Source organism: Desulfatiglans parachlorophenolica (assembly GCF_055394735.1).
Map to the genome: position 1 here is coordinate 2,429,899 of NZ_AP042460.1, position 23,386 is coordinate 2,453,284.

Sequence of the window (23,386 nt, forward strand, 5' to 3'; positions counted from 1 at the left end):
CCTTCCACCGGCATGGAGGACATCATGGCTGCCATCACCCTTGAAACGATCCGGGAAGCGGCTCGGGCCATCGCCGAACACATCACCCGGACACCCTGCGCCCCGTCCCGGACGCTTTCGGAGATCACCGGCGCCCAGGTGTTCATCAAGTTCGAAAACCTGCAATTCACCGGATCCTTCAAGGAGCGGGGCGCACTCTTCAAACTCTTGAGTCTGAGCCCGAGCGAGCGCAGCGCGGGTGTCATCGCGATGTCGGCCGGGAACCATGCCCAGGCCGTCGCCTACCACGCCCGCCGGCTCGGGATACCCGCCGTCATCGTCATGCCCCGCTTCACCCCGCATGTCAAGGTCGAGCATACAAAGCGGTTCGGGGCCGAGGTCATCCTCCACGGGGAAGACCTCACCGAAGCCGGCGAGTTCGTACGCACGACGGCTGCACGCCGAGGGCTTCACCTCATTCACCCCTACGACGATGAAAGGATCATCGCCGGCCAGGGGACCGTCGCCCTGGAGTTCCTCGAGGCGCAGCCCGCCCTCGAGTGCCTGCTGATTCCGGTCGGAGGCGGGGGGCTCATCGCCGGCAACGCCCTGGCTGCAAAGGCCATCAATCCGGCCATCCGTGTATTCGGAGTGCAGACGGCGCGCTATCCTTCCATGCGGCAGGCCCTTGCAGGCGAGCCCATCCGCTGCGGACGTTCGACCCTCGCCGAGGGGATCGCCGTCAAATCACCGGGCCGCCTCACCCTGCCGATTATCCGGGAGGCTGTGGAAGAGATCCTGCTGGTCGATGAAAACGATATAGAAAAAGCGGTCCTTCTGTTCCTGGAGGTGGAAAAAACGGTCGCGGAAGGCGCCGGCGCCGCCGGGCTCGCAGCGCTCCTCGCAAACCCCGCGCGCTTCCGGGGCCGCCGGGTGGGCCTGGTCCTCTCGGGCGGGAACATCGACCTCATGGTGCTTTCCACCATCATCCAGCGGGGCCTGGTCCGCACCGGCCGCCTCGGACGCCTCACAGTCGAACTGCCCGACTCACCCGGTTCGCTGGCGGAGGTCACAGCCGTGCTGGGGCGGCTGGAAGCGAACATCGTCGAAGTCTTGCATCAACGGACCTTTGTCAATCTTCCCCTGCAGTCGGCGGAGGTGGAGTTCGTCCTCCAGACCCGGGGGCTTCCCCACATGCGCGCGGTGGTCGAAGGTCTCCGGGCGGAGGGCATCGAGGGCCGGTGGGTGGAGCAGCAGACGGACTGAGGCCGGGCGGAGGCTCTTGTCCGAAGACCTAGCCAGGCTGGCGTCATCAATACAGGACCTCCTGATTTAAAGACGAATCGAGAGGGAGGACCCATGACCCGTTTTATAACGCGAAAGTTCAGGTGCCCCTGCTGCGGGAAGCGTTTTGAGGGCAGGGTAATGGTTTCCACCAACACGTGCGGCTCGTTGTTTACCGATTTGCGTCACAAGGCCGTTGGGATTCAGCCGGAGAGCGTGGCAGTAAAAAGCTGTCCCTATTGCGGCTATGCTGGATTCGATGAGGATTTCGACTTGCCTGCTTTCACCCGTCTGAAAGTCAGATTGAAAGTGAAAAAACGGGTTTCGGAGCACATCACCCCTTCGCTGGGGACACCCGACACCTACCGGGGACGCGATAGAGAGCATGCGGCCTGGATCGCGGAGTTGAAAGGAGAGGCAGAGACAAAAGTGGCCCGGCTTTACCAGTTCGCGGCCTGGTGCGCCGAGGACGCCAAAAACGGCGAAAAGGCCATCGAGCTTCGCAGAAAAGCAGGCGCCTGGCTGGAAAAGGCGCTGGGAAACAATCGGTTGAACAAAAACGAAATTGCCCGTATCCGCTACCTCGCTGCGGAACATTACCGCCGCGGCGGCCTGATCGAAAAGGCGGGCTCGTGGTATGATCTGGCGATAGAGGCCGCCGAAAAAGATCCGGATTTGAAATGGCTTGTCGACCTGGCCCGCCAGCAGAAAACCGAACCAAAGCAATACATCCGCGACAGAGGGTGGGATTGACCCGAGCGGTCTGGAAGAGTGCGTGCCGACCCGGCATCCCCTCCCGCTTTTAATTCTCCGTCCAAGGACTGTCTGCTCCGATAAAACCTTGCTGTTTCCGGAGCTTTTATCCGGCCTGCCTGTGGCAGGGAGCATCACGGTAGCGCCATCCCATTTCGATCAAAAAAGTACCGACCACAAAACACGTTCCTTGCTATAAGCAGGGTAACCTTTACCAAAAGGATGATTACAGAGGTTGCTCATTTGTGGTCGAGATTTCACGCCAACCGATCTGGATTGGATCCGCCGTCAAGCTACCAGCGTGCAGGAATTGAATCGTGCACAGCTCTCACGCATGTTCTGCGAATTGGCGGAGTGGCGAAAACCCGACGGCGGATTGAAGGCCATGATCTGCCGGGCGGCACTGCTGAGCCTTTACCGGGCCGGTGTCATCCCGCTTCCATCACCTCTGAAAAGGCGCGTCTGCGAGAGGTCCTTGCCGAGAAAGAAACCTCCATCGGCCGGCTGTGCAAGTACCTGCTAGGGGCCCCGACCGAGACAGCCCGAAACATCCTCAAGGATAAAACCGAACCGGTCCGGAAAAAAGGCGACAAACCAAACCCCCGGGGGCACGGGAAAAACGGCGCAGGCCAGTACACCGGCGCTGCCAGGGTGCGCATCGAACAACCCACTCTGAACTCGGGGGACCCCTGCCCAAGCTGTGAGAAGGGTAAACTATACGAGCTGGCCATGCCGTCGGTCTTTGTTCATATCGTTGGAACAGCCCCTCTCAAAGCCACCGTTTATGAACGAATCCGCTTACGCTGCATTCTGTGCGGAGATATCTTCACCCCTGAGCTGCCCGAAGGGATCTCCGAGCAAAAATACGACGATTCCGCTACGCCCATGCTGGCGATACTGAAGTATGGCTGCGGCATGCCCTTCAACCGGATCGAGACCCTTCAAAGGAATCTGGGCCAACCTCTGCCCGCCTCCACCCAGTGGGGTATCCTCGATACCGCAGCCGTAGCTCTGGCCCCGGTCATGGATGCCATGGTCTCATTCGCCGCGCAGGGCACGCTGCTCCACAATGATGACACATCCGCGAAGGTGCTCGCTTTCCTCAAAGAGCAGGATCCGGACAGCAAACGCAAAGGGATCTTCACCACAGGGATGGTGACCGAATCCGAGGGCCATCAGGTCGCCATGTTCATGACCGGCAGGCAGCATGCCGGGGAAAACCTGCACGATCTGTTGAAACGCCGGGCAACGGGGCTCCCACCACCGATTCAGATGTGCGCTGCCCTGAGCCGGAATGTATCCAAGGACTTTCAGACGATCCTGGCCAACCGCCTCGCCTATCGGCTCAACACTGAGCCCGTCATGACAACTCGTGAGGCGTGGTGCCATCAGCAATTTGCGGAGAAAACCGTGGAGCCCAACTCCGGCTTGGGGAAGGCGATCAGCTACCTCTTCATCCCCGCACGTTAAAAATTTTACATGCCGAAAATTTATTGACCTCTGCGCGCTCGCCGAAAGGACACGATGTTGGGCAGGACGAGGCGGAAAAACAGGGGATCGTCTTCCGATACGGCTACAAAAAGGGGATGGTCCTCCCATTCGAACCCGACTTCCCCGTCGCGGTCCACTGCCGGCCCATACCCTTCTTTCTTTAGGTACGTCACATAGAGGTCTTGCAACCGCTTCTTGCTCCACCCCACCTGGCTGAGTTCCCCAGCGGACCCGGCAGACGGAAGGACGAAAAGCAAACAGATCACTGCACCGATAACCATTTTGGTCATTGCCATAGATCACTCTCCTTTCAATAATCGTTCAAGAATACTCATCGTCATCCTCCGCATCGAAGAGTGAGTCCTAGTTCTCTTCGCCGTCCCAGATGTTTCGGCGCCGGGCAATCGCCAACTCCACTGCCGCAGCGTCACGGCCATACCGTCGCTGACTCATTTTCCGGATGCGATTGGCCGCCTTCTTAGAATACGGCGTGGGGTCCAGCTCGGTTTGGAAGCTGAACGGGGGTAGGCCATCCCCATTGAATTGCATGCGAACATACCCTTCATGGTTGGGGAGTCCGATCATGTCGTGCGATCCAAAATTAGGATACAACAATTGAGACAACTTTTGAGCGTCTTCATAACCGACCCGGAAGACAACGGTCGTTCCTACATTGCCCATCACTGCCGAGAGGAGGTCGGCCTGGTTGGAATCGTCCCTGATCTGATTGGCATACTGGGTCGCCAAGATTAAAGACATTTTGAATTTGCGAGCCTCGGAAAGGAGTTCTGCGAAATTCTCCGGAGGAAGATTGTGGCATTCATCCGCATACACAAAGAAGGGGACCCTTTTCTCCGGCTCGATAGACCCGCGTCTCATGGCCGCATGCTTGAACCGCGTGACCAACTGGTTGGCCAGTAGCGCGCTGGTGTTTGGCCCGAATCGGCCCTTGCCAAGATTCACCAGGAAGATCTTTCCACGATTCATCACCTCGTCGAAGTCGAAACTGGTTTTTTCCTGACCAACAATCAGTCGAAGCGTTGAATCCTGGACAAATCGCGTTAACTTCGAGGTGATATACTGGCTGATGTTTTGGAGACTCGCATCTCCACCGGTGTTCTCCAATTCTGTTACAAAATCAAGCACATGTTGATCTGAGACCCGCTTCTTCAGCCACCGTCTGAATCTGGTATTCTGATAACAGAGGGGAAATTCCAGGAGAGTCGGTACATATCCCGTTTCCTGTTTTCCGCCAATCAAAAGCCTGAGCATGCCTCGGAAGTGGTTCTCGAACATGGGACCTCCGACCTGTTTCATGTCATAGATACGATCGAGAGTGAGGTAGATTTCGTCGATGAGCAAATCAAGTTCTTCACGGGTCCTCCATTCCAAAACATTGAAGCCAAGAGGCCTTTCCCGATCCAGCAGGTTGAAATAGATCACGTCATTTTCCCTGTGCGCTGGTATTTTTCCCAGGAGGGGCTCCACAAGGTCTCCGTGGGGATCGATCACGGCCACGCCTTTTCCCGCACGAATATCTTGAAGAATCATGTATTCCATGAATCTGCTCTTGCCCGCCCCTGTCTGGCCGAGCACAAAGCAATGGCGGAACCGGTCTTCTTCGGTCATCAGGACCGGCTGATTCACGCCCCCGTGCGTGTTTGTAAAGAGGCGGAGATTGGACGCATCCCCGATGGTGTGGGGAAAAATCGCAGGACCGGTTCGTGAACGTCGGACAGGGAGACCCGGTATCTCCGATCGAGGCGGATCCGGTAGGCGAAAGGCGCAGGCTGCCTCCGATAGAGAAAATTCGGTGGTGTCCTCGTCGCAATAGGGGAAAAGGGCTGCCGCAGGTTCCACCTCGCGCACGCAGAATCCCCCCTCGAAGAGATTGGCCTCTTCATCCGATGCGTAGCGGCTGATGCTCCGACCCACGACGTTGGCAAAGGCAAGGTCGGGCCGATGATCGCCCAAAAGGAAGGCCCCCACGCGGAAACACGCGGCGTTCAATTCCGCGAGCCGCCGCACTGCGCTGTCCCGAAGCATACGGGCCTGGCGGTTGAGGATGCCGTCCTCGCGGGGTGGGCTTGAAAGGAACCTCTCACACGTCTCGATGCCTGTCCTCAGACCTTCAAGGGTCTTGGGATCGGGCTTTTGCGACGATATCCGCACCAGGAACAGTGTCGGATCCATCTGCCCCATCAGAGTCTGAAGAAACACACCCCAATCGTCCTTCGAAGGGAGCCATGGGAAGAGATGGTCCACGACCTCGTTTGAACCCTCCGGAAGGAACTCCTGGAGTTTCCCGAAGCCGATGGAAAGCCGTTTGAGGGGGGTTGAAAAGGTGAAACGCTGTCTGAGACGGCCGATGGAGACGCCGCTTCTCATCGGGAATGGCTGCAACAGCATCTCCAGATCTGCCTTGTTCCGAACCGGGATGAATTCCGCCTCAGGCACGTATGAAGCCAGGATCGGGTAAAGGCTGAGACATCGGCAGGCAACCTCTTCGCGCACCCGCGCTTCGTCTCGGCCCGTTGCTCGAATCAGGATATGGATCGCCATACGACCATTGGGCGTGCATGCGATACTCGGATACGCAGCAATCCGGACCTCTATACTCACGCTCGAAGACCAGGTTGACATCGCTTGGAGAAGCCCCTCCCGACGCCTCTGTCTTTCCGTGGCAACCGCCGCCGTGTGCATTTGCTCAGTGCCCCTCACCGCATCAACTCCGTTTGTACATAGCCGGGCATGCAGGATGGATGCGAGTTCAAATGCGGCCACGGCCTCGCATGCGTCCGCCCTATCGTTCCGGATCACATGGATAAAAGGAAAACGGCCTTTCTCCTTCATGTATCACTCCCTTCTGCCTGGGGGGATGAGCGGTCCGGTCTTTCAATTCCCTCCTCGATACGTTTCAGATGAAGAATCCGCGCAATTGAGTCTGCTCCGAACCCCATCTCACGCAGTTCTTGGGCCATCCTTTCTTTGGCCTGAATATTCTGGACGTTCAGTTTCCGTTTCCAGGGGGTATCGTGAATTCCGTTTTCAACAGACACTTCATACGGTGTCCCATCCTCTTTTGCTTTCGTGGAACCTTGGTTGATCTCGATCGAATGTCTTTCCACCGGTCACCTCCTCGATAGCACCCCAGTAGACTCTCTGTTAATCAAGTTTGTGACAGCGCATTTCGGCTCTTTGTGCCCGTCGTTCGTTGACCTCCAGTCAGAGATAATTGGCGATAAACGAAGGTTCGCGACCGAACCTTTGGAACCTCTTTTCCGCGAGGTCGATCCAGAATGCCGGGTTATGGACCTGCGGGTCTTCCCGGTAATCCAACCCCTTGCCTTACCATTCGTCGATGAGTCCACGGATGTTGTCATGGAAGTCGCCAAGCTCAGCACATTCTGTCCGGTTCTGCCTTACAGCGTCCCGGTGTTCATGCACGGCGCGATTCCATTTATTCTGGTTCTCTCTCCGCATGGTTCATGCCTCTCTCTCTCCAGTAGGTATTCGCCTGCTCAAGAACTTCTTCCAGCGGCCGGTTGAAGCAGGAGAGGCGCCGGTGGTGGGACCCCCACTTTTGTGTCCGCCGTCGCGTCTCCATGACGTGAGCGATATCAACCGGTCCAAGATAATCCTTCCGGTCGCGTTCAAGGGCCTGGGTCACTACCTCGTGTCCACCCGGAAATGATTTCCCGGTACAACCCAGTTTCCAATCCGGAAATGAGGATTTTTTGCTAATATCCAGGAAATCAAGCGTTTACGCGGAGGCGACCTGCAGGTCGCCGCACAAGCAAACGTGCAGATTGGCGCCGAGATTGGCAAATAAGACCATTTCCGGATTGGAAACTACCTCGGAGTAGCATGCGTACATGACGCTGGGGTTGAGCCTCATCCAGCACCCGATGTCAAAGGGCCGCCTGACCCCCTCGACCCCCCCCTTCACCAGGATGATCCGGCACCCCTTCTTCACCAGGTCCCAGTAGGGACCGGGAAAAAGGTTGTGGGGCTGTCCCAGATCGTACAGGTAATAGGGGCGGGCCTTCTCGAGGAGACCTTCATGCAAGATGCTGTACGGCGCCGAGGTAGCCATGACCACCGCTTGCTCACCATCTGCTTGGCGATCAGGGTCCCCAGAACTGTGTAGCCGGTCGCCCTTCCGAAAGTGTCTAACTCGGGCGCACACCGGAAGCCGTTTCCGGCCAGGGCGCCCAGCGCATAGATCCCACGCCACACGGGGATGGGAATAACCCTTCCCAGTCTGGGGTGGAACCCGGTCATCCGGATGATTGTATCCTCGATGATGTTGGCCACAAATGCGTACCTGAATCCGTTCTTGGTGTTCGTGCATCCTCCTTAATGTTTGCGTTGAACAAAAAGGCCCTTGCAGGCGGGAATGTCCCGTCTGCAAGGGCCTTAAAGGACTGTTGCTCTAACCGAGCAAGTGTAAGGCTATATCGCCAAAAGATACTTTGAAATCTCTTTAATCAAGCGCGCCAACACCTGCTTTCCGTAAAACCCCCTCCACATACCATTTGACGTCATCGGATTTATGGCTCAGAAAGAACGGTCAGCAGCAGGTCGAAAATAACGCCGTCGAACGTTCCGAAAAGAGATATACCAAGGATTCCCAGCAGAAGGATTGTCGTCAACAGAATGGATTTTGAATAGAGCCGCCGGGGACGGAGCATGGCCCCTGTCGCTAGGTTCACGCCGCGATCCACCATAAGGGCGCCGCCAGCGATCCTCCCTTCGAGTTCGTAGAAATCACCCTGTACCGGTCCTGCCCCCTGTAGTTCTCCTTTCATTTTGCAGTCCAGCGGCGAAGCTTGTGGCGGATGCAGCCTGAATTCGTAAACCCGGATATTGCCCATCCGGATGGCTGAGCGGAGCGGGGGAAACAGGCGGCTGAGCCACTCATCCAACATCACCAGGTGGAACGGTCCGCCCAGGACCTTGGATATCAGCAGAAGGAAAATCACCCCCAGGATGGCCGCCACAATCCCGAACAGGATATATAGAAGGCGAAAAGAGGCGACAATGAAAAGCGGCCATAGGATGCACCATAAGATTTTGCTCACACTCAGCGCCCAGTCTCTCCCGCCTTCCTCAAGGTAGGTCCTGAGGTGGGAGATGCGGCCCTGAATGGTCATCATCGGTTTCTCCTGCAGTTGTGCATGTCCAATAATAAGATGAGCTGGCGTTTAATAAGATCGGCCGGCGCCCATAGATATTCATTGTCTTCTAATCCAGAGGTATCTTTTGGGAGCAAAACGCTCGAAGTGCTTCCTGATGATCCCGCTCCTGCCGCTCCAGTCGATTGCGGTCGCTTGACAGACGGCGAAGGTCATTTTGAAGACAACCCAGTTGCGCCCGCATTCCAGACAAGCGTGCATATGCGCCATGGGTTTCCCTGTCCAAGAGGGCCTTTTCTATCAACAGGGCATTCAAAGGGTCGGAATTCGGCCCCCGCTTTCTTCTTATCCTATTTCTTTGCGTCTTCAAGTCCTGCAAAGTAAGCTGCTGATAATCTTTTTCCCTCAATTCCTTTCCGACGATAGTGGTCCGCGGGTCTCCGCTAAGTAGGCACACACTTCTAATTTCATCTTCAAGATGCTTCCGCTGCTCAAGGGCGCCCCGGTTGATGGCCTCGCCCTCGCGGACAGATGAGGCGAGCCCTTGGCTCGCATTATGGATCTGTTCTGCATCAACTGCATTCCTTCGCAACTGCTGCACGGACTGTTTGATTTGGCGCTTCAGAGGCCTGCAACGCAGCCGTCCCCAGACATACAGGACCGGCTGTGCAAGAAACAAGAACAATGGAATCGCCACCAACCAACCCAGCAAGGCATCGTCCGCAATGATAGGACTGACCCAAAGACCCGCCATTACTGAGAAGAGGAGGATCTGGAGAAGGACAGCAAGACTTTGCAGGGTCAAGGCATACAAATGCATGAGCTGATGAAGAAAGCCCGCTATCAAGAACAGGGTTGGAACTGCAAGAACGGCGGCACTCAGGCCTATGGGCGGATCGCCCAAGGCAGCGATCAGCGCAGACGATCCACCCAGAGTGAATCCGCCCACCCAATAGGCCCGCCAATGTTCAGTCCGCTCCATGCTATCTCCCTCGGGCATAGATCTTTTCCGGCCTTACCAAACGCGGCTTTTGGCGGACGAGGGTCTTTGGGACGAACAGATTGATGCCGCCGTTCTTGGCGGACCGGTATTGAATGGCCCGGCCCTGTCCAGCTGCTTTTGAGCCCAAGGTATGTCCCAATTTGGGACCAATGACACGATTCTTGACCTTTCCCCGAAGATCGTATCTCTTTCCCACCAGGCTGTGAAGTCTCTCTTTGGTGGCATTTCGCAGATCCAATGTCCGAGCCTTCATCCCCTTGCTCGCACGCATCCGAATGACCACATTCCGCTTGCCGGTTTCCACAACAGCGGTTGAGGGTTTTCTCGCAAGGTATAGACCCTTGCCAAAGCGGGCCCCCGGTTTGAACCGGGAAGGGCTCAGGCCTTTACTGAGAATGCGTTTGGCCGCAGCCTGTTTCGTGGCGTGAAACCATACCGAACCTGCCCAGGCAGGAGGTCCCGATAGCGCTAAAAAAAGGAAACACCCCACGAACAAAAATATCCGGTCACATGCCATACGGCCACGCCTTACCGATCCCTGGAAATGGCGATCTGCGGCCTTAAGTTTGCCCCTTTTCATGGCCTACCTCCTTAGGTTCGAAACTCATTCAAGAATATCTCTTACCCAAATGCGCTGTTTTCATATCGAGGATGAAAGATCCAAAAATGGCTTTAGCAACCAGCCTACCGGGATTAACTATTCACCCCTCCCAAAAGTGTCGCGTCATTGGTGAAACGTGCCGCATATTCCCGGTATTCTGCTATTTGTTCAGATCGTTCTTCTCGATTCACGACATAGCTCTCCACAGCCCGGACGAAATCTACTTGCTCTGCATATCGGCCACCCCTTAAAAAGACATTTCTGCGAATTCTATGGGAAAGGCCTTGCAGTTCAGCGCCTGAAAAATGTTGGGTCCGATCGGCCAGCCACCGGACCATCGCTTCCAGGGCGTCTTGATTCACCACCGGAAGGGGTCGACAACAGCCTGTCAGACCGAGGTGAATTCTCAGGATATGGATGCGGGCCTCCAAGTCGGGATAGAGGATGGGTATCTTGTAGTCGAGCCTCCCCTCTCTGAGCATCGCCTCGTCCAGATCCTGCGGTCTGTTGGTGGTCCCCACCAGGATGGTCTTTCGCGCCTCATCCCCAAGCCATTCCAGGATCTGGTTGTACACGCGCCGCGTCTCCTCCCCTGCGCTGTCGCCTGTGCTGCCCCTTCTTCTGCCAAAGCGGTCGATTTCATCCACAAAGACAATGGCAGGCGCGTTCTTCTCCGCAATGGCAATGGCACGGGAAAACAGTCGGCCGGAGTCGCCCAGATATTTCGAGAAGAGGTTCTCCGTTTTCAGGTTGATGAACGGCAGGTGGGTCGCGCCGGCAAGGGCCTTGGCGAAGAGGGTTTTGCCTGTGCCCGGCGGACCGAAGAGGAGAATACCCCGTGGTAGGCTGATACCGTAGTGAGCTGCGGTGTCCGGACTGGAGAGGGTCTTGAGGATGGTGTTTCGAATGAAGTCTTTAACCGGTTCGTATCCACCGACCTGTTCAAACCCTCCTTTAGGCTGAAGGATTTCTACGATGTCTTCCCTTGCAATCCACTGCGTCTTCAGGGAAGCCACCGTATCGGGCGCCAGGGACTGGTGGCGGGTGTAACTCTCCAGTAAAATGCTCTGAAGCTGATGGATATTGAGGCCCGCCGTGATGTTGACGAGGGTTCCCAGATCTGTTTGCAGCAACGATTCCGGGAGATTTACACGCTTGACGGCCTGGTAGATCACCCATGCCCGCTCGGCATCCTGTGCCAGATCCACCCTGATCATTGCAGCCCTGCGAAGGGTCTGCTCGTCCACTACCAGGGAGGGGGCTGCACCGAAGCAGATAACCGCGGACCGGTGGTAGGTCATCTCAGGATCGTGGGCCCAGGCCCGGAATGCGGCCATCATGACCTCGTCCCGCCCCTGGGCCTCGCCTCCGGAATGCTCCATGTCTTTGATAAGGAGGATGGTCGGCTGTTTCTTTAGTTCCCGGTCCACATGTCGGAAGGCGGTGGAGGGCTCTCTCATTCCCGATTCCAGGCCTAAGTTCTGCCCTGCCTCCACAGCATAGCGATCCCCTTCCCCCATGTTCACCGGCACAAATCGTCCTTGTTGCGGGTCTAAACGACAGAGTCCGTCCCAGCGGTTATACTGATAAAACCGATGCGCGGCGTACTCCTGTAACGATCCCGCCACGTTCAGGAATTGCTCAAAGCGCTCGGGGTCCTCGGTTTCAAAAAAGACCAAATTGGAAAATCTGGATCTGAGTTTCAGAATTCCCTCTTCCACCCACCGGTAGTCCAATTGTGCCCTTTTTGCCATAAACCGTTCTCCTTTCATCCACAGGGTGAGCGAAAAACCTTTGTTGTCAGAATCCCGAGGTCGTCCAGGGCCTTTAACAACTCCGCAGTCCATCCATGTTCGCCGAATATGTGGATCTGGATCTCTCTCTGATCGGCAATGATGGTGCCCCAGGTATTGGGATGTTCTACTGTCTCAGGATGCGCCATGGGCACTCCTTCCATGGGGTGACATCTTTGTCGATTGTCCATGTGCGCATTCCAAGGCAATCCGATCGCGCGGCTTGGGTGTGATCGCGGCCCGTGTCACGACGCCCCACCGGGCCAGTTCCCTGCGAAGCCGTTTCTCGACCTCCTCACAGGAACGGTCCGGGAAGGCTATAAAATCCGCCTTGACCGTGCCTTGGTCATCGATCTCCACCATGATCCTGGGCGCCATGTCACACCCTCCCTTCCAGTTGGATGATCTTCGCTCCAGCTTTACCTTTCCCCTCCTTCACGCGGACCTCTAAATTCATGGCCATCAGGGCCATGCGAACGGCGATCGCATTGTAGTTGGCCGAGATTTCCCCGGCGATGCGTTGTCCCCACTGCATGGCATCGCCATACGCGTCGTAAACAAAGCCGACATGCCCACCCCGTGAAACTGTGACGCCTACGCCTCCGGGAAATTGGGGGGTCTTTAGTCCAATGAGGCAGGGAATTTGCTCGCCGTCGCAGTCGGTGATATCTGTGGTGACCTCTCCACCGTGATCCTGGGCTGCCAGGGCCAGTGCGCGTTTAAGAATCGCTTCTCTGGGTTCCTGGTCCAACAGGTTTGCTTGCTGATTTCTGCGCTGGGCCAGACTCGGGATACTGATATCGGTGTCGTACGAAGAGATCTCGCTCATGTTTCTCATCCTCCTTTCAAGGTTATCGCCAGCCGGCGTGTCGCCGGGCGTCGGCCCTTCCCCGCTCACGCTCTGTGCGTACCCATCTTTCGTATCGCTCCCGCTCCAGTCTGGCGGTCTCTCTTGCATAAGCCTCCTCATAGGGCGAAGCAGAACGCCCGCGCGACCAGCCGTGAGGCGGTCGACCCACCCCGCCACGGGTCCCAGTGATGCCGCCTAAAACACCCACTGCCGTCCCCACCATGGCCTGAGCCGCCTGCATCCCGAGCCCCATGTGAAATCCGGTCTGAAACCGGCGGGTGCTGATACACCCCGATGAGGCGGCAAGAGAAATGACCAATACTCCCCAAAGGGCGATGCGAAGGGCGTTCTGTTTCATGTCATGCCTCCTTTTTCAAGCCTTTGTCGTTAAACGGAAAACCTGCCGGACGTCCAACAGATCCTATGGCAACTGACGTACCCGGTTGCCGTGAATTGGAAACCGGTCTCCTCGCTACGCCGATAGCTTGCGAGCATATCTCCGGGTGGAAATCTGAAGGATCAAGGGCGTTTCAAATAGATTTCCAGATCCCGTTGAAGCATGGCCAATTCGTGGTGAGGCGTGCCCAAATGCCGGGCTTCCTCGCACCATCTCTCTGCCAAAACGAGTCTGTCTCTGAAGCGGTCCGAACCCCTCTCGTAGGCCTTCAGAATAAGTGTCGCGCCGCACCTGTAGTGTCTCGGGTTTCGCGGCTCCAGTCGAATAGCGGTCTTAAAGGCGTCAAAGGCCTTTTCATGAAAACGCTGGGTCGAATAGGCATGGCCCAGACGGTGAAAGACCTCCGCGTCTGCCTTGCCGGCCGCGACAAGCCTTTCCAGTTCCACAATGGCTTTCTTGTAGGCTCCGGCATTGATCAACAAGAAGCCGAAAAGCCTCCGGTCATCGGTAGTTTCCCTCATCTGGAGCAGCAGGCCGGCCTTTTGGGCCGCAACGGGCCAGTCTCCGGATTTGGCTGCCGCCTTCATCTGTTCCATAAGCTGGTCCACCGTGGGCTCAGCGGAGGGGCTTGTCGAATCCCTGCGTTTCGCAGACGGAGAGGCCTCTCCGGTCATGGCGGCTTCCGGTCCTTTGCGGGGTGCAGGTCGCTGTGGTTGCGGTCTGCGGGTTTGGCTTGCCGGGCCCGGGGGAACGGACGCCCTCTCCTCGAGTGCCTTGTGCTCCATCCGAGCGCAGACCGACTGCACGGTCTCTTTGATCGTAGAGAGGTCGGTTGCGTCAGGGCAAAAATAGACCGCGGCAATTGCTATCACCCAAAAGGCCGCGAAGGCCAGCCATCCTCGGGAACGCCTCCTGTGCCCCCTGGAATCGCTTCTGGAATTCGCGGGGTCGATTCTGGATGCTGAGCGGGGAGGGGTCGAAGCAGACCTTTCCGGCCAAGGGGTGTTCCAGGGAACGCCGTTTCCTTCATATACGGGCATGACCTCTCCTTTCCAACACGTCGGCCGTTTTGAAACCCGCTACCATACGTTCTCGAGCGGACAGTCAACCTTTTTGGCCTCCGACTCTTTTACAGCCACAGGGAGAGAATCGTCTCTTTTGTCCGTCGCGACAAACGCGGCTTTCTTTGCAGCGGTTGGCGCCGCGGTATGGCGCTTGGTTGGCGTGACGGGCTCTGCGTGTGAAAATAAGACAACAGGCCGAGCCGGGGGCGGGCAGGGCCTTATTGGCTGAGGCGGCCTTTCAGGCGGCGAAGCGGGCCTGCCGAAGAGATCCCGGGCCGCGCTACCGATGGCATATCCCACCCCAAGACCGAAGTTCCCTGCCACATCGCCGCCCACGCGACCCGGCGTGACACACCCCGTAAGCGCGGTTGCACTGACGACGGACACCAACACAAGAATCCTTCTCACCATCTTGTTTATCCCCCTTCCCGGATGGGATACTTGAACCTGATCTCGCTCTGGAGATCTTTGCGCGCGTAAGCCTTTTCGCTATCGTCTATAGCAAATGGATTACCGGGAAAGGGATTTCAGGACCGCTGCAGCCGCTCAAAGAGGCCCGTCCAATCATCTGGACAAACGATTGACCCTGTGCCGGGTTGTTGTGAGAGGCGCTCACGAGAGCAGCTCAAAGAGGGCTTTCAGATGGCAGAAAGGCCTCTTTATAGGTGTGGGGCAGGTATTGTCTTGCTCTCAAGGACGTCTGGCCGGGCTGCGCAGGAGCCATCCCAGAAACCGGAAAGGGGCCTTGATCAGTGCCCACAGAAATGCGGAAAGGATATTTTCAGAAATCCTGCGGCCGAAGATCATGCGGAAGAAGATGAACGGAAGGGCGATCAGGAGGAGCAGAAGAAGAGGTGTTGGCAGGGCCTCTATCAACCCTGCGGCAAAAGGCACCAACAGGGCCAGAACGATGATGCCGACAAAAATCTTGCCGCCTATTCTTTTGAACCCCAGGATTACGAGGAGCCCGGCCAGGACCATGAGGGGAAGCCAGGCCTCCTGCGGAACCAGGCACAACAGTGTCTGCATCAGTTTTCCTCCTTGCTCACGTCCAGGATCTCGAAACCAAGCCCTTCCTCCGGGGGACTCATGGGCTTTGCATCATCCTCCCCTTTCCCTTCCAGGCCCGCCTCGCCGCAGACAGGGCAGGATAACTTTTTCATAATGGAGATCTGCCGGACCGTTCCTGCCCACTGGTCGATCTCAGTATAGGGGGGAATGGGTCCCATGCCGGTCAGATAACGGATGAACAGGTCCACCGCCCAACCCGCTGCGACCGAATTGATGGTCGCCACGGCCGTCGGTGTAAAATCGGTCCCCACCACATATCCGGTCCTTCTTCGGATCTCCCCTGCGATCCCTGAATCCGGCCGGAACAGATCCAGCCCCTGGCAGGCAAGACAGGGTCCCCCGGGAATGTAGACAATGATCTGACTCCCCATCCGTTTGATGGTGCGATGCTGGTCCACCAGGATCCCTGATCCCAGATCAAACAGCGGTTTCAGGAAACGGGCGCAGAGAACCTGGAGCTCGGCCCTCGGCCCCATGCCGTCCAGGGCGGCGAGCACGACGTCCGCCCGTCGGATGTGAGCCCGGGCCTCGGTGTCTTCAACGCCCACAGCCAAAGCATTCACCCGGGTCTCCGGCCGCACTTTGAGGATCTCCCTCTTGAAGACGTGCACCTTGGCCAGACCCACATCCTTGCGGCCTGCCCCTGAGAGGCGATTCAAGTTGCTGGGCTCCACCAGGTCAGGGTCTATGAGGGTCACTTCGCGCAATCCCAGACCCCGTAGATTCGCGACCAGCATAGCCCCTGCGCCCCCGAGACCAGCCACGGCCACGTGGGTATTGGCCAGCAGGGCCTGGCCGTCTTCCCCGAGCCAGCGGATGTTTCTGTCCAGCCGCGGGTCACGGGTGAGACCGGCTTCAAGAACTGCGGCATGCCCTTCCCCATGGACGGTTATGCCCTTCGGGCCTATCACGCGGACAGCATTCAATTCGCCAATCCCGACGCCTTTCAGATCCGTGAGGACGCCCTGGAACCCGGACGGGGCCTTGCCCACCACCATTTGAAAGCAGCGGGCCGCATCTTCCATGTCCATAATGCGCGCAAGGCCGGAAAGTCCCCGCGCCATGTCACGCCGGGTCCTGTCGTCCACGCTGCTGAAGATGCCCCTTCGGGCAAAGGGATGGGAGTGAATGTGGCCGTGGACAGGGACACCCGCTTCACGAAACGCATTGTAGGCATGGGCAACGGCCTCGCCTCTGGGCCGCACCCGGTAAAGTTCCTGAAACACGTAGTCCTGATCAGTCAGAGGCCACATCCGGTGCAGGAAAAGATCGTAGCGTGTCTCATCTTCCCATAATCCCAGCTCAAGAAATGCCTGCCTTTCCAGACCATCTTTTTTGAGCAGACATTCCCGCAGCTGATCCCAATCCGCTTCCTTTACGTTAAGACGTACCGGCTTTTGGCCCGGAACCTGGATTGGTGCCAGATATCGATCATTCCATGCGTGATTCATTCTCATAGGTTCAGTCCTCCTCCCTGAATGTTGTGTCGCAACGATCCCATACCATCATAGCAACCATTGTACCGATCCATGGTCTTGCCTACCCGCATCCCGGATCCTGAACCGCCGTGACCGACCCGTCCAGCAGATGCAGGGAAACCACCCGCAGCCGACCGCCTGTAAAGAGTGCATCGACGCTCTGGACACGATCCAGAGGAATACCGACGTTTTGGAAAACAGCCACCTGATGCCCGACCCACCGGGTTTCCACTTCCTGGGGCACCACCAGAATGAGGGCAAGGTCTTGCGGGCTGGTCTTGAGACGGGATGCGGCACGGTCTTTCAGGGGATTCCAGCGCTCGTCGCGAATCACGCGCTTAATGACCGAAAACCCGCTCAGGTCTTTTCCGGCAACAGGGACAATGCGGCCGGTCAACAGGTCGATCTCATACAAGGCCCCGCCGCCCTCCTGATATATCAAGGTTCTTGCCCCCAGCTGGTACATCTGGCGAATATAGGCATCGGGGTCCGGATAGGACAGCGTCAGGGAAGGAAAAGCGCCTTGCCGCACCAGGGTCATGTGTTGCTGGCCGAGGGTTTGAAGATCCCGAAGGGGGGCCTTCATGACCTTGACCTTGGGCGGCGGCGTTTTTGGGTCGGGTCTTGTCTTCTTGCCCACCGGCGGCGGGGATGGCTTTTCTGCCGTTGCGAGTTTCTGAGGCTTTGCAGGTGTTGATTCTGGCCATTGAGATGACTTATCGGCCGCCGGCTTGGGCAGATCAGGAACAGGCTTTTCAAGCGAAATCTTGAAGGCGACTTTTTCCTCTTCAGGAGGGTCCGCCTTGGCTGTTTGTTTGGCCCTTTCAGGATCGTTCCGGGACGTCCAATAAATCCCTTGAAGCACGGCAAAATGGAAAAACAGGCTGACGACACCCAGAATAACGACCATGAGCCTTTTCGGGGCCTGCCTGACGCCCGACGGGCGACGCGACGAGGTCCTTTGCGGAAGCAGCATCGGATTATCCCCTGGAGGCGTTCCGGTAGTGTTTGAGGGCATGATTCACCTTACGCACATATTGAAGGGTTTCCGGGATAGGCGGAATCCGGCGCCCGGCGTCGATCACTCGCCCGGGTCCACAGTTGTAAGCCGCCAGTGCCAGGTCCCGGTCCTGAAACAGGTCGAGCATCTCGGCCATATACGTGAGCCCCACGCGGATATTGGTATCCGGGTCAAAGAGCTCTCTTCTGGAAACGCCGTATTTGGCCGCGGTCCCCGGCATGACCTGCATGACCCCGCATGCCCCTTTGGGGGACACAGCATCGGGATTAAACCCCGATTCCACGTGCGCCATGGCCAGGGCCAGACCCGTGTCTATCCCTGCTCGTTCGGCCCATCGTCGAATTTTTTTTTGATGGGGGTGGTGTCGTTCCAATCCGATGGGACAGACCGGGCCGGTGGCGCGGGCTGAACGGAAAAGAAGCGGTTTCTCAGTTTTTCCTTGGCACGCTTGAGCAGGGACAGGATCTCGCTCAATTCCCCCTGACTGAGGTCCTCTTTCCCCGTGCCTTTGGCCAGCGGCTCTCTTTCTGTCGGGCGTTGGATTGTAGAAATGGGCGGTTCGGGCGCCACAACCGCTCGGGCTTCACCTTTGTCCTCTTTCTCATCGCCTTCCTCTGAGGCCACATCTGGCGGGGTTAATTGCGACGTAGCCGCGGATAGGGGGCCTGCCTCCCTGTGCTCCTCGTTCTCCGGCACTGTCTGTACCGGCTTTGATTCCTGTAGGCTTGCGGATGGGGGCACGGTCTCTGTCCCTTCGTCTTGGCTCACGGCAGATGGGGGGGCCGTGTTGGTCATGGTTTCGGGCGACACCCTTTCCTGAGATTTCGGGGGCCAGAAATCCTCCACCTTTGCCTTGACCTCCTGGGCCTGTTGGCTGAGGGCCTCTATGTTGGCTATGCTTCCCTTCTGGTCGTCTGGAACGGCTCGCCACATCATTCCTGCCAGGGCCAGTATCAGCACCAAAATGATGGTGTTTTTGATCATGGGTTCTCCCTCCCTTTCGGCATAACCGCATAGTGGATCTCTTTGACCCCTGCGTCGCGAAGCAGAGCGGTCAGGTTGCAAAAGCCCTCCCACTGAAACGGCGTCTCCCGGTCCCCCCGAAGCATTACGCCGGTTGCATTGGCCTGTCGGAGACGGTCTCCGAGTTCCTCCAGCGTGACCGGCGTGTCATGGTAGAAATAGGCCAGGCCCCCTTTTTCAGGTCTGACGGTCACCGTGGGCTGTCTAACCTGTGTGATCCCTCCCGGCGTATTCGTCTGACCGACCTTGGGCAGGGTCACGGCAGGCAGCCGCCCCTCTTGCTCCTCAAAGGACATGACCGAATTCAGCCCCATCAGCACGGACACCAGCAGGATCATGAAATCCGTGAAGACGATCTTGGATGCCGGAACACTGTAAGCCATGATCTCTCCCTCGATTGCTGCGGTAACCTTCAAAGCGTTGCTCAATTGTGCCCAAAATGCGCGTTATACCGGCGCAGGCCGGTATCCGGAAACGCGATACCGTGCCCGCCCTCTAGGTCCGTTTGAGGGCCAACAGGCCCAGAGAGGCCTCCAGGGAGACCAGGACCCCCACAATGGTGCTCCAGAATCCGGTGGAGAGGATCAAAAACATATTGCTCCGGATCTCTTCCACCGAGGCCCCATTGGCCTTGAACGAACTGGTCAGGGCATAGACCGACCCGAGGAGTCCCACGAGTGTGGCTGTTTCTTTCAGATGGGCCAGCACCACCTCGGCCCAGTCACTCACCTGGCGTTGGGTTCCCACACAGCAGAACACGTAAAGCGTCAGGAAGCAGGCGGTCATGGAGATGGGGAGAAGCAAGAAGAGTGCCGGCCCGACATACCCGTAGGCAAACGCGAGGGCGCTCATTAGGGGATCTCCTCGAACTTGTAGTATCTCCCTTCAAACACCTGTCTCGGCAGGAGCGGATTCCCCTGGCGCTCCTGTCGGATCAACAAGAGATACGCCGCCACCGCATTGGGGTTTCGGTTGAGGGCCTTGGGCAGATTGGCCAGGTAGGACCGGTCTTTGGTGGAGGCCCCAACCGCCAGGAGGTAAGTTTCCTGTAGCGTCAGCTTTTCCAGGGCAGCCTTGAGGGCCTTTCCATCCTCCTGCTGCCAGGCGGCGATAGCCCTGTCCACAGCCCGCTCCATCTCGGGAAGAAAGAGCTTCTCGTCCCCCGCCGGGGCCGGGCTTGCGCACAGTGCGGCGATGAAAAGCGGCAGTCCCGTCAACAGGCAATAGAGTGATGCCTTCATAGTCTTTCCTCCCTTTTGTGTCTGTGTTATTTCAGAAAACCCGGTCCGTTCTGGTACCCCTCGAGGATCCGGTCGATCTCCGGGTCATGTCCGACAGCCATGAACGGGCCTTGCGGGCTGTCGCTGTCTTCGATGATCGGGTTCACAAATTCGGCCATATCGATCTCCGGCACCTCCATCACCCCTTCGGGATTCATCTCTCCCATCGCTGCCTTGAGCGGCTTCAGGGCCAGGGTGTATTCCATGAGTTCTACGGCCAATTCCGCCTGGTACTTCTTGGTCTGCAGGATGTTGGCCCTGAGTTTGGTGGCGGCGTAAAGGGAGCGGAGGAAGTCAGAGACCTTGTCGATATTCTGAATGATATTGTTGAAGATATCGGCCCCGGACTTGCCCTGGGCGTAGAGTCCCTCAAAGTCCTTCAGAAGCGAGGCCACCTCTTTTTTGGACTTATTGTCGCCGAAGGCCATAGCAAAGGCAGAGAGGTTTCCGTAGAGATTGGTCATGTTCTCCCTGAATACCGGGTCCTGAAGCTGGCGGGCCGCCTTGCCCAGTGATCCCTTGTGGGCCGCCTTCCGCATGGTCTCGAGCCTGGGCAGAATCCTCTGGACAGTCTGAATATTGAGTTCATAGAACTGGCCGTAGAAATCGAGGAGATCGCTGGTCTCCTTGAGAGTCGCTGCACGGATGCGGAGCTTCTCATTTTCGGTGCCTGCGCGGTGGTAGTTCTCCTTCAGTTCTCCCAAACCCGCCTGCACGGATTTGATGTTATCGAGGAGGATGTCCTTGGTCCGGGCGTATTCCTGAAGGTCCCCGGTGATCTGGGTGGTCAGATTCTGGATGTCGAGGGTCCCCTCGGTGACGGTCTTGGCGTAAGCCCCAGGTGCCGCAACGTTCAGCCACACAACGAGGATGGCAAGAATAGCGCTCTTTTTCATGTCTTGTCCCTCCTTCCGAGATTACTTGTATCCAATCTGTCCGAATGCGTTACAGATTTCGGTCAGGGCCTTCAGACGAAGGTTTTGATGCTCGATGGCCATAAGTTCGTAATGGGTGTAGGTGGCCCTGAGGGCGTTGACCGCCCCCATAAACGCCGGCTTGTTGTCCGCCAGGAGATAACAGACCGCCTCTGATACAAGGCAGTCCCTGCTCAACGCATTCCGGGGGTCTCTAATGCGTGACCTCGCCGATGAAAACTCCCCGGCTGCCTCTTCGTAGCGGCAGTGCTCAAAATAGAAGAGTCCGCACTGGATATGCTCTTGGGCGGTCGTGGGGTCTCCGGCCGGCGTCGCAACCGCCAGAGGCTGCGGGAACCGGAAACTGACCGCCTCCGGAGTTGCCGAAGGCGGCGGCTCTGCGATGACCGGCTTTTTGGCGCAGGCCATGGGCGCGAAGGAGACAACCGCCAACACAGCAGCCAGCAGAAGGGATTGGAGCCTCTCAGAACGGGATCTCGATGATATGTTCATGGCAACCTCCTTTTTGGATCCCCTTTGGCAAGTAGGGTGCCGACCCACCCTTTTACCTTCTGCAAAACCAACCGGAACCGCACCGTGGCCAAACTACGGGGTCGGGGTCCAAACCAATAAGCGTCACCCCGGCAAAGATCTTGGTCCGGGGTCCAGAGAGCGTTTCCACTGAAGTCACACAATGGTTTCTAGATTTCGGGTCAAGCCTGGAATGACGACCTATTCTTTCAGTTATGCCTCCATGCCGAAACAGCTCATGCACCCTTTTTTTCGCTATCGGTCGTATGCCTTGGCATTCTTGATGACCCCGTGTCCCGGGATGGGCCGCTCCGGCCTGGGCATCCAAAGCTTGATCCTTTTCCCTCGGGTCGTCGGCATAGCGGATCGCGTATTAGCCTCCCGCTGCATTGATGGGTATATTTTCATTTTTGTTTGCGCCCCTCTGCGTACACATACAAACATCCCTAAAATCGCGAGGGCAGCCCAATGGAGGGCCCCTCCTGTGAGAGAGGTTTCCAGCCTCGACCATTGCCGCGGCAAGATCCCGCTCCCACTGCTAAAGGAAATTCCTGTCCGCAGTGGAGAACAGCCGCTGTCCCAACACGTCCCTGCAACGCATTCCCACATCCCGGATATGTCATCGGTTGTAAGAATTGAATGTCCCCGTCCAGTCTCTGAAGGGATCCTTCAGAAAGGTATGCAAGCTGTCCAGATAAGTCAAAATTCCTGCCCCCTTGGACTTGGCTTTTTCCATATGAATACAGATATACTGCCATCTCTTGCGGGCCCATTCCGCCTTGCTGCCCAGATCCAGCTTGGCGTAAGGATACTCCTTAAAATAGTGAGGCATAGCCTCGTATCTACCCGTGTTTCGGTTATAGGCCTTGAGATCCGGATCCAGGAAGGCATCCCGCAGGGCCGCGCCGTTGCCATACTGGTCCGGTATCAGGACGACCACGTTGGTGACATCCTTCTTAAACCCGGGCGGCAACCGGAATCCGTTGATGAATACCCACTTGTAGTCCCGGGGCCATACAATCCGGTCTCGGCCCAGCCGGTCCTGGAGCATTCGGATCTCTGCATTCATGCGTCGGATGTCGATCATCTGCGGCCTCCTCCTTCTCCTGCGGTCTCAAAGGTTGGGTATATTTCGAGATGATCACCCTTCGTCAACTGTACCGGTTCATCACGGACCTGCGATGGCTCCCGTTGCCGGCAAGGAGTGACTCAAAGCATGTAACAACATGGTTATCCTCGTGCCGGATCCCGTCCGGGTATTTGGGAGGATCCATTGGGTTGACGACTCGTTTCCAATTCGGTAACGGAGGGATCGTTAGATCTTCTCCCCGGCTTTTCAGTGATAATCCGTTTAAGAAATCTGTGAACGGGTATTTCAGCGGAAATTTTCCCTGAAGCGACTGCCCTTTCAAGTCGGCTATTAATGAGAAGACGCGATAGAACTGCTACGCCAAAGCATACTAGAACCCAATAGGGTAACTGTGAAATCGCCACACCGAATACGATGCCGAACAACCCAAGTCCCACCGCTTTCAGAAACTTCACGATTCTCTGGGGAATCATGTCTCTCAGCCTTGGAGGAGAGAAAACGACCAAGAGAGCCGCGAAAAGAACCATTCCTCCATAGGCAAGATCATAAAATCCTGCAAATGCTATCTCATTCATTGCACTCCCCCCTGTTTGGTCTAATTCATAAATTTTCTGGCAGGTTCGTT

27 protein-coding genes are annotated in these 23,386 nt (G+C 57.1%); 3 read left to right on the forward strand and 24 right to left on the reverse strand.

Annotated elements, in window-relative coordinates; translation table 11 throughout:
• Positions 1–24 precede the first annotated feature (24 nt).
• The 3 genes from ACZ500_RS11300 (at position 25) to ACZ500_RS11310 (ending at position 3,486) form a co-directional block, all read left to right on the forward strand.
• On the forward strand, positions 25–1,245 hold the full coding sequence (locus ACZ500_RS11300) for a threonine ammonia-lyase (RefSeq protein WP_464232583.1): 1,221 nt from the start codon (positions 25–27) through the stop codon (positions 1,243–1,245).
• A gap of 93 nt (positions 1,246–1,338) precedes the next feature.
• Complete coding sequence (locus ACZ500_RS11305) at positions 1,339–2,016, forward strand: DUF2225 domain-containing protein (RefSeq protein WP_464232584.1); 678 nt, start codon at positions 1,339–1,341, stop codon at positions 2,014–2,016.
• A 354-nt stretch (positions 2,017–2,370) separates the two neighbouring features.
• Positions 2,371–3,486 carry an IS66 family transposase gene (locus ACZ500_RS11310; protein WP_464232585.1) on the forward strand — a complete coding sequence of 372 codons (1,116 nt, stop codon included), beginning with the start codon at positions 2,371–2,373 and terminating at the stop codon, positions 3,484–3,486.
• A 20-nt stretch (positions 3,487–3,506) separates the two neighbouring features.
• On the opposite strand, the gene ACZ500_RS11315 is transcribed toward ACZ500_RS11310, so the two are convergent.
• The 24 genes from ACZ500_RS11315 to ACZ500_RS11430 all read right to left on the reverse strand — a co-directional run bounded on the left by ACZ500_RS11315 (position 3,507) and on the right by ACZ500_RS11430 (position 23,336).
• Positions 3,507–3,803 carry a hypothetical protein gene (locus ACZ500_RS11315; RefSeq protein ID WP_464232586.1) on the reverse strand — a complete coding sequence of 99 codons (297 nt, stop codon included), beginning with the start codon at positions 3,801–3,803 and terminating at the stop codon, positions 3,507–3,509.
• Between the two features lie 67 nt (positions 3,804–3,870).
• Complete coding sequence (locus ACZ500_RS11320) at positions 3,871–6,069, reverse strand: type IV secretory system conjugative DNA transfer family protein (RefSeq protein WP_464232587.1); 2,199 nt, start codon at positions 6,067–6,069, stop codon at positions 3,871–3,873.
• A 287-nt stretch (positions 6,070–6,356) separates the two neighbouring features.
• Complete coding sequence (locus ACZ500_RS11325) at positions 6,357–6,635, reverse strand: hypothetical protein (protein WP_464232588.1); 279 nt, start codon at positions 6,633–6,635, stop codon at positions 6,357–6,359.
• A gap of 635 nt (positions 6,636–7,270) precedes the next feature.
• Positions 7,271–7,603 carry a hypothetical protein gene (locus tag ACZ500_RS11330; protein ID WP_464232589.1) on the reverse strand — a complete coding sequence of 111 codons (333 nt, stop codon included), beginning with the start codon at positions 7,601–7,603 and terminating at the stop codon, positions 7,271–7,273.
• 457 nt (positions 7,604–8,060) lie between these two features.
• Positions 8,061–8,666, reverse strand: a complete 606-nt coding sequence (locus tag ACZ500_RS11335) for a hypothetical protein (RefSeq protein ID WP_464232590.1) — start codon at positions 8,664–8,666, stop codon at positions 8,061–8,063.
• Between the two features lie 88 nt (positions 8,667–8,754).
• Entirely contained in the window at positions 8,755–9,549 is a 795-nt protein-coding gene (locus ACZ500_RS11340) for a hypothetical protein (protein ID WP_464232591.1), read from the reverse strand.
• A gap of 79 nt (positions 9,550–9,628) precedes the next feature.
• Entirely contained in the window at positions 9,629–10,228 is a 600-nt protein-coding gene (locus ACZ500_RS11345; protein ID WP_464232592.1) for an RES domain-containing protein, read from the reverse strand.
• A gap of 113 nt (positions 10,229–10,341) precedes the next feature.
• Complete coding sequence (locus ACZ500_RS11350) at positions 10,342–11,928, reverse strand: ATP-binding protein (RefSeq protein WP_464232593.1); 1,587 nt, start codon at positions 11,926–11,928, stop codon at positions 10,342–10,344.
• A 249-nt stretch (positions 11,929–12,177) separates the two neighbouring features.
• Positions 12,178–12,420 (reverse strand): hypothetical protein, encoded by a 243-nt coding sequence (locus ACZ500_RS11355; RefSeq protein ID WP_464232594.1) that lies wholly within the window; start codon positions 12,418–12,420, stop codon positions 12,178–12,180.
• A 1-nt stretch (position 12,421) separates the two neighbouring features.
• Complete coding sequence (locus ACZ500_RS11360) at positions 12,422–12,871, reverse strand: hypothetical protein (protein WP_464232595.1); 450 nt, start codon at positions 12,869–12,871, stop codon at positions 12,422–12,424.
• A 22-nt stretch (positions 12,872–12,893) separates the two neighbouring features.
• Entirely contained in the window at positions 12,894–13,250 is a 357-nt protein-coding gene (locus tag ACZ500_RS11365; protein WP_464232596.1) for a hypothetical protein, read from the reverse strand.
• A 161-nt stretch (positions 13,251–13,411) separates the two neighbouring features.
• A complete protein-coding gene (locus ACZ500_RS11370; protein WP_464232597.1) occupies positions 13,412–14,161 on the reverse strand; it encodes a tetratricopeptide repeat protein in 750 nt (249 codons plus the stop codon).
• Positions 14,162–15,043: 882 nt separating this feature from the next.
• Positions 15,044–15,382 (reverse strand): hypothetical protein, encoded by a 339-nt coding sequence (locus tag ACZ500_RS11375; protein ID WP_464232598.1) that lies wholly within the window; start codon positions 15,380–15,382, stop codon positions 15,044–15,046.
• Positions 15,382–16,881: a HesA/MoeB/ThiF family protein gene (locus ACZ500_RS11380; RefSeq protein ID WP_464232599.1), complete on the reverse strand. Its 1,500-nt coding sequence runs from the start codon at positions 16,879–16,881 to the stop codon at positions 15,382–15,384. Before ACZ500_RS11380 ends, ACZ500_RS11375 begins: the two co-directional genes overlap by 1 nt.
• 82 nt (positions 16,882–16,963) lie before the next feature.
• On the reverse strand, positions 16,964–17,542 hold the full coding sequence (locus ACZ500_RS11385) for a hypothetical protein (protein WP_464232600.1): 579 nt from the start codon (positions 17,540–17,542) through the stop codon (positions 16,964–16,966).
• 340 nt (positions 17,543–17,882) lie between these two features.
• Positions 17,883–18,215, reverse strand: a complete 333-nt coding sequence (locus ACZ500_RS11390) for a lytic transglycosylase domain-containing protein (protein WP_464232601.1) — start codon at positions 18,213–18,215, stop codon at positions 17,883–17,885.
• A gap of 20 nt (positions 18,216–18,235) precedes the next feature.
• On the reverse strand, positions 18,236–18,907 hold the full coding sequence (locus ACZ500_RS11395) for a hypothetical protein (protein WP_464232602.1): 672 nt from the start codon (positions 18,905–18,907) through the stop codon (positions 18,236–18,238).
• Positions 18,904–19,329, reverse strand: coding sequence for an ExbD/TolR family protein (locus ACZ500_RS11400; protein ID WP_464232603.1), 426 nt, complete (start codon positions 19,327–19,329; stop codon positions 18,904–18,906). The genes ACZ500_RS11395 and ACZ500_RS11400 overlap by 4 nt, the downstream gene beginning before the upstream one ends.
• A gap of 112 nt (positions 19,330–19,441) precedes the next feature.
• On the reverse strand, positions 19,442–19,798 hold the full coding sequence (locus ACZ500_RS11405; RefSeq protein WP_464232604.1) for a MotA/TolQ/ExbB proton channel family protein: 357 nt from the start codon (positions 19,796–19,798) through the stop codon (positions 19,442–19,444).
• The gene (locus ACZ500_RS11410) at positions 19,798–20,187 is read right to left on the reverse strand and encodes a hypothetical protein (RefSeq protein ID WP_464232605.1); all 390 of its coding nucleotides are present in this window, start codon (positions 20,185–20,187) and stop codon (positions 19,798–19,800) included. Before ACZ500_RS11410 ends, ACZ500_RS11405 begins: the two co-directional genes overlap by 1 nt.
• A 26-nt stretch (positions 20,188–20,213) precedes the next feature.
• Positions 20,214–21,122, reverse strand: coding sequence for a hypothetical protein (locus ACZ500_RS11415; protein WP_464232606.1), 909 nt, complete (start codon positions 21,120–21,122; stop codon positions 20,214–20,216).
• A gap of 21 nt (positions 21,123–21,143) precedes the next feature.
• On the reverse strand, positions 21,144–21,653 hold the full coding sequence (locus tag ACZ500_RS11420; RefSeq protein ID WP_464232607.1) for a hypothetical protein: 510 nt from the start codon (positions 21,651–21,653) through the stop codon (positions 21,144–21,146).
• A gap of 637 nt (positions 21,654–22,290) precedes the next feature.
• Complete coding sequence (locus ACZ500_RS11425; protein WP_464232608.1) at positions 22,291–22,758, reverse strand: hypothetical protein; 468 nt, start codon at positions 22,756–22,758, stop codon at positions 22,291–22,293.
• 143 nt (positions 22,759–22,901) lie between these two features.
• Entirely contained in the window at positions 22,902–23,336 is a 435-nt protein-coding gene (locus tag ACZ500_RS11430; protein ID WP_464232609.1) for a hypothetical protein, read from the reverse strand.
• Between the last annotated feature and the right edge of the window lie 50 nt (positions 23,337–23,386).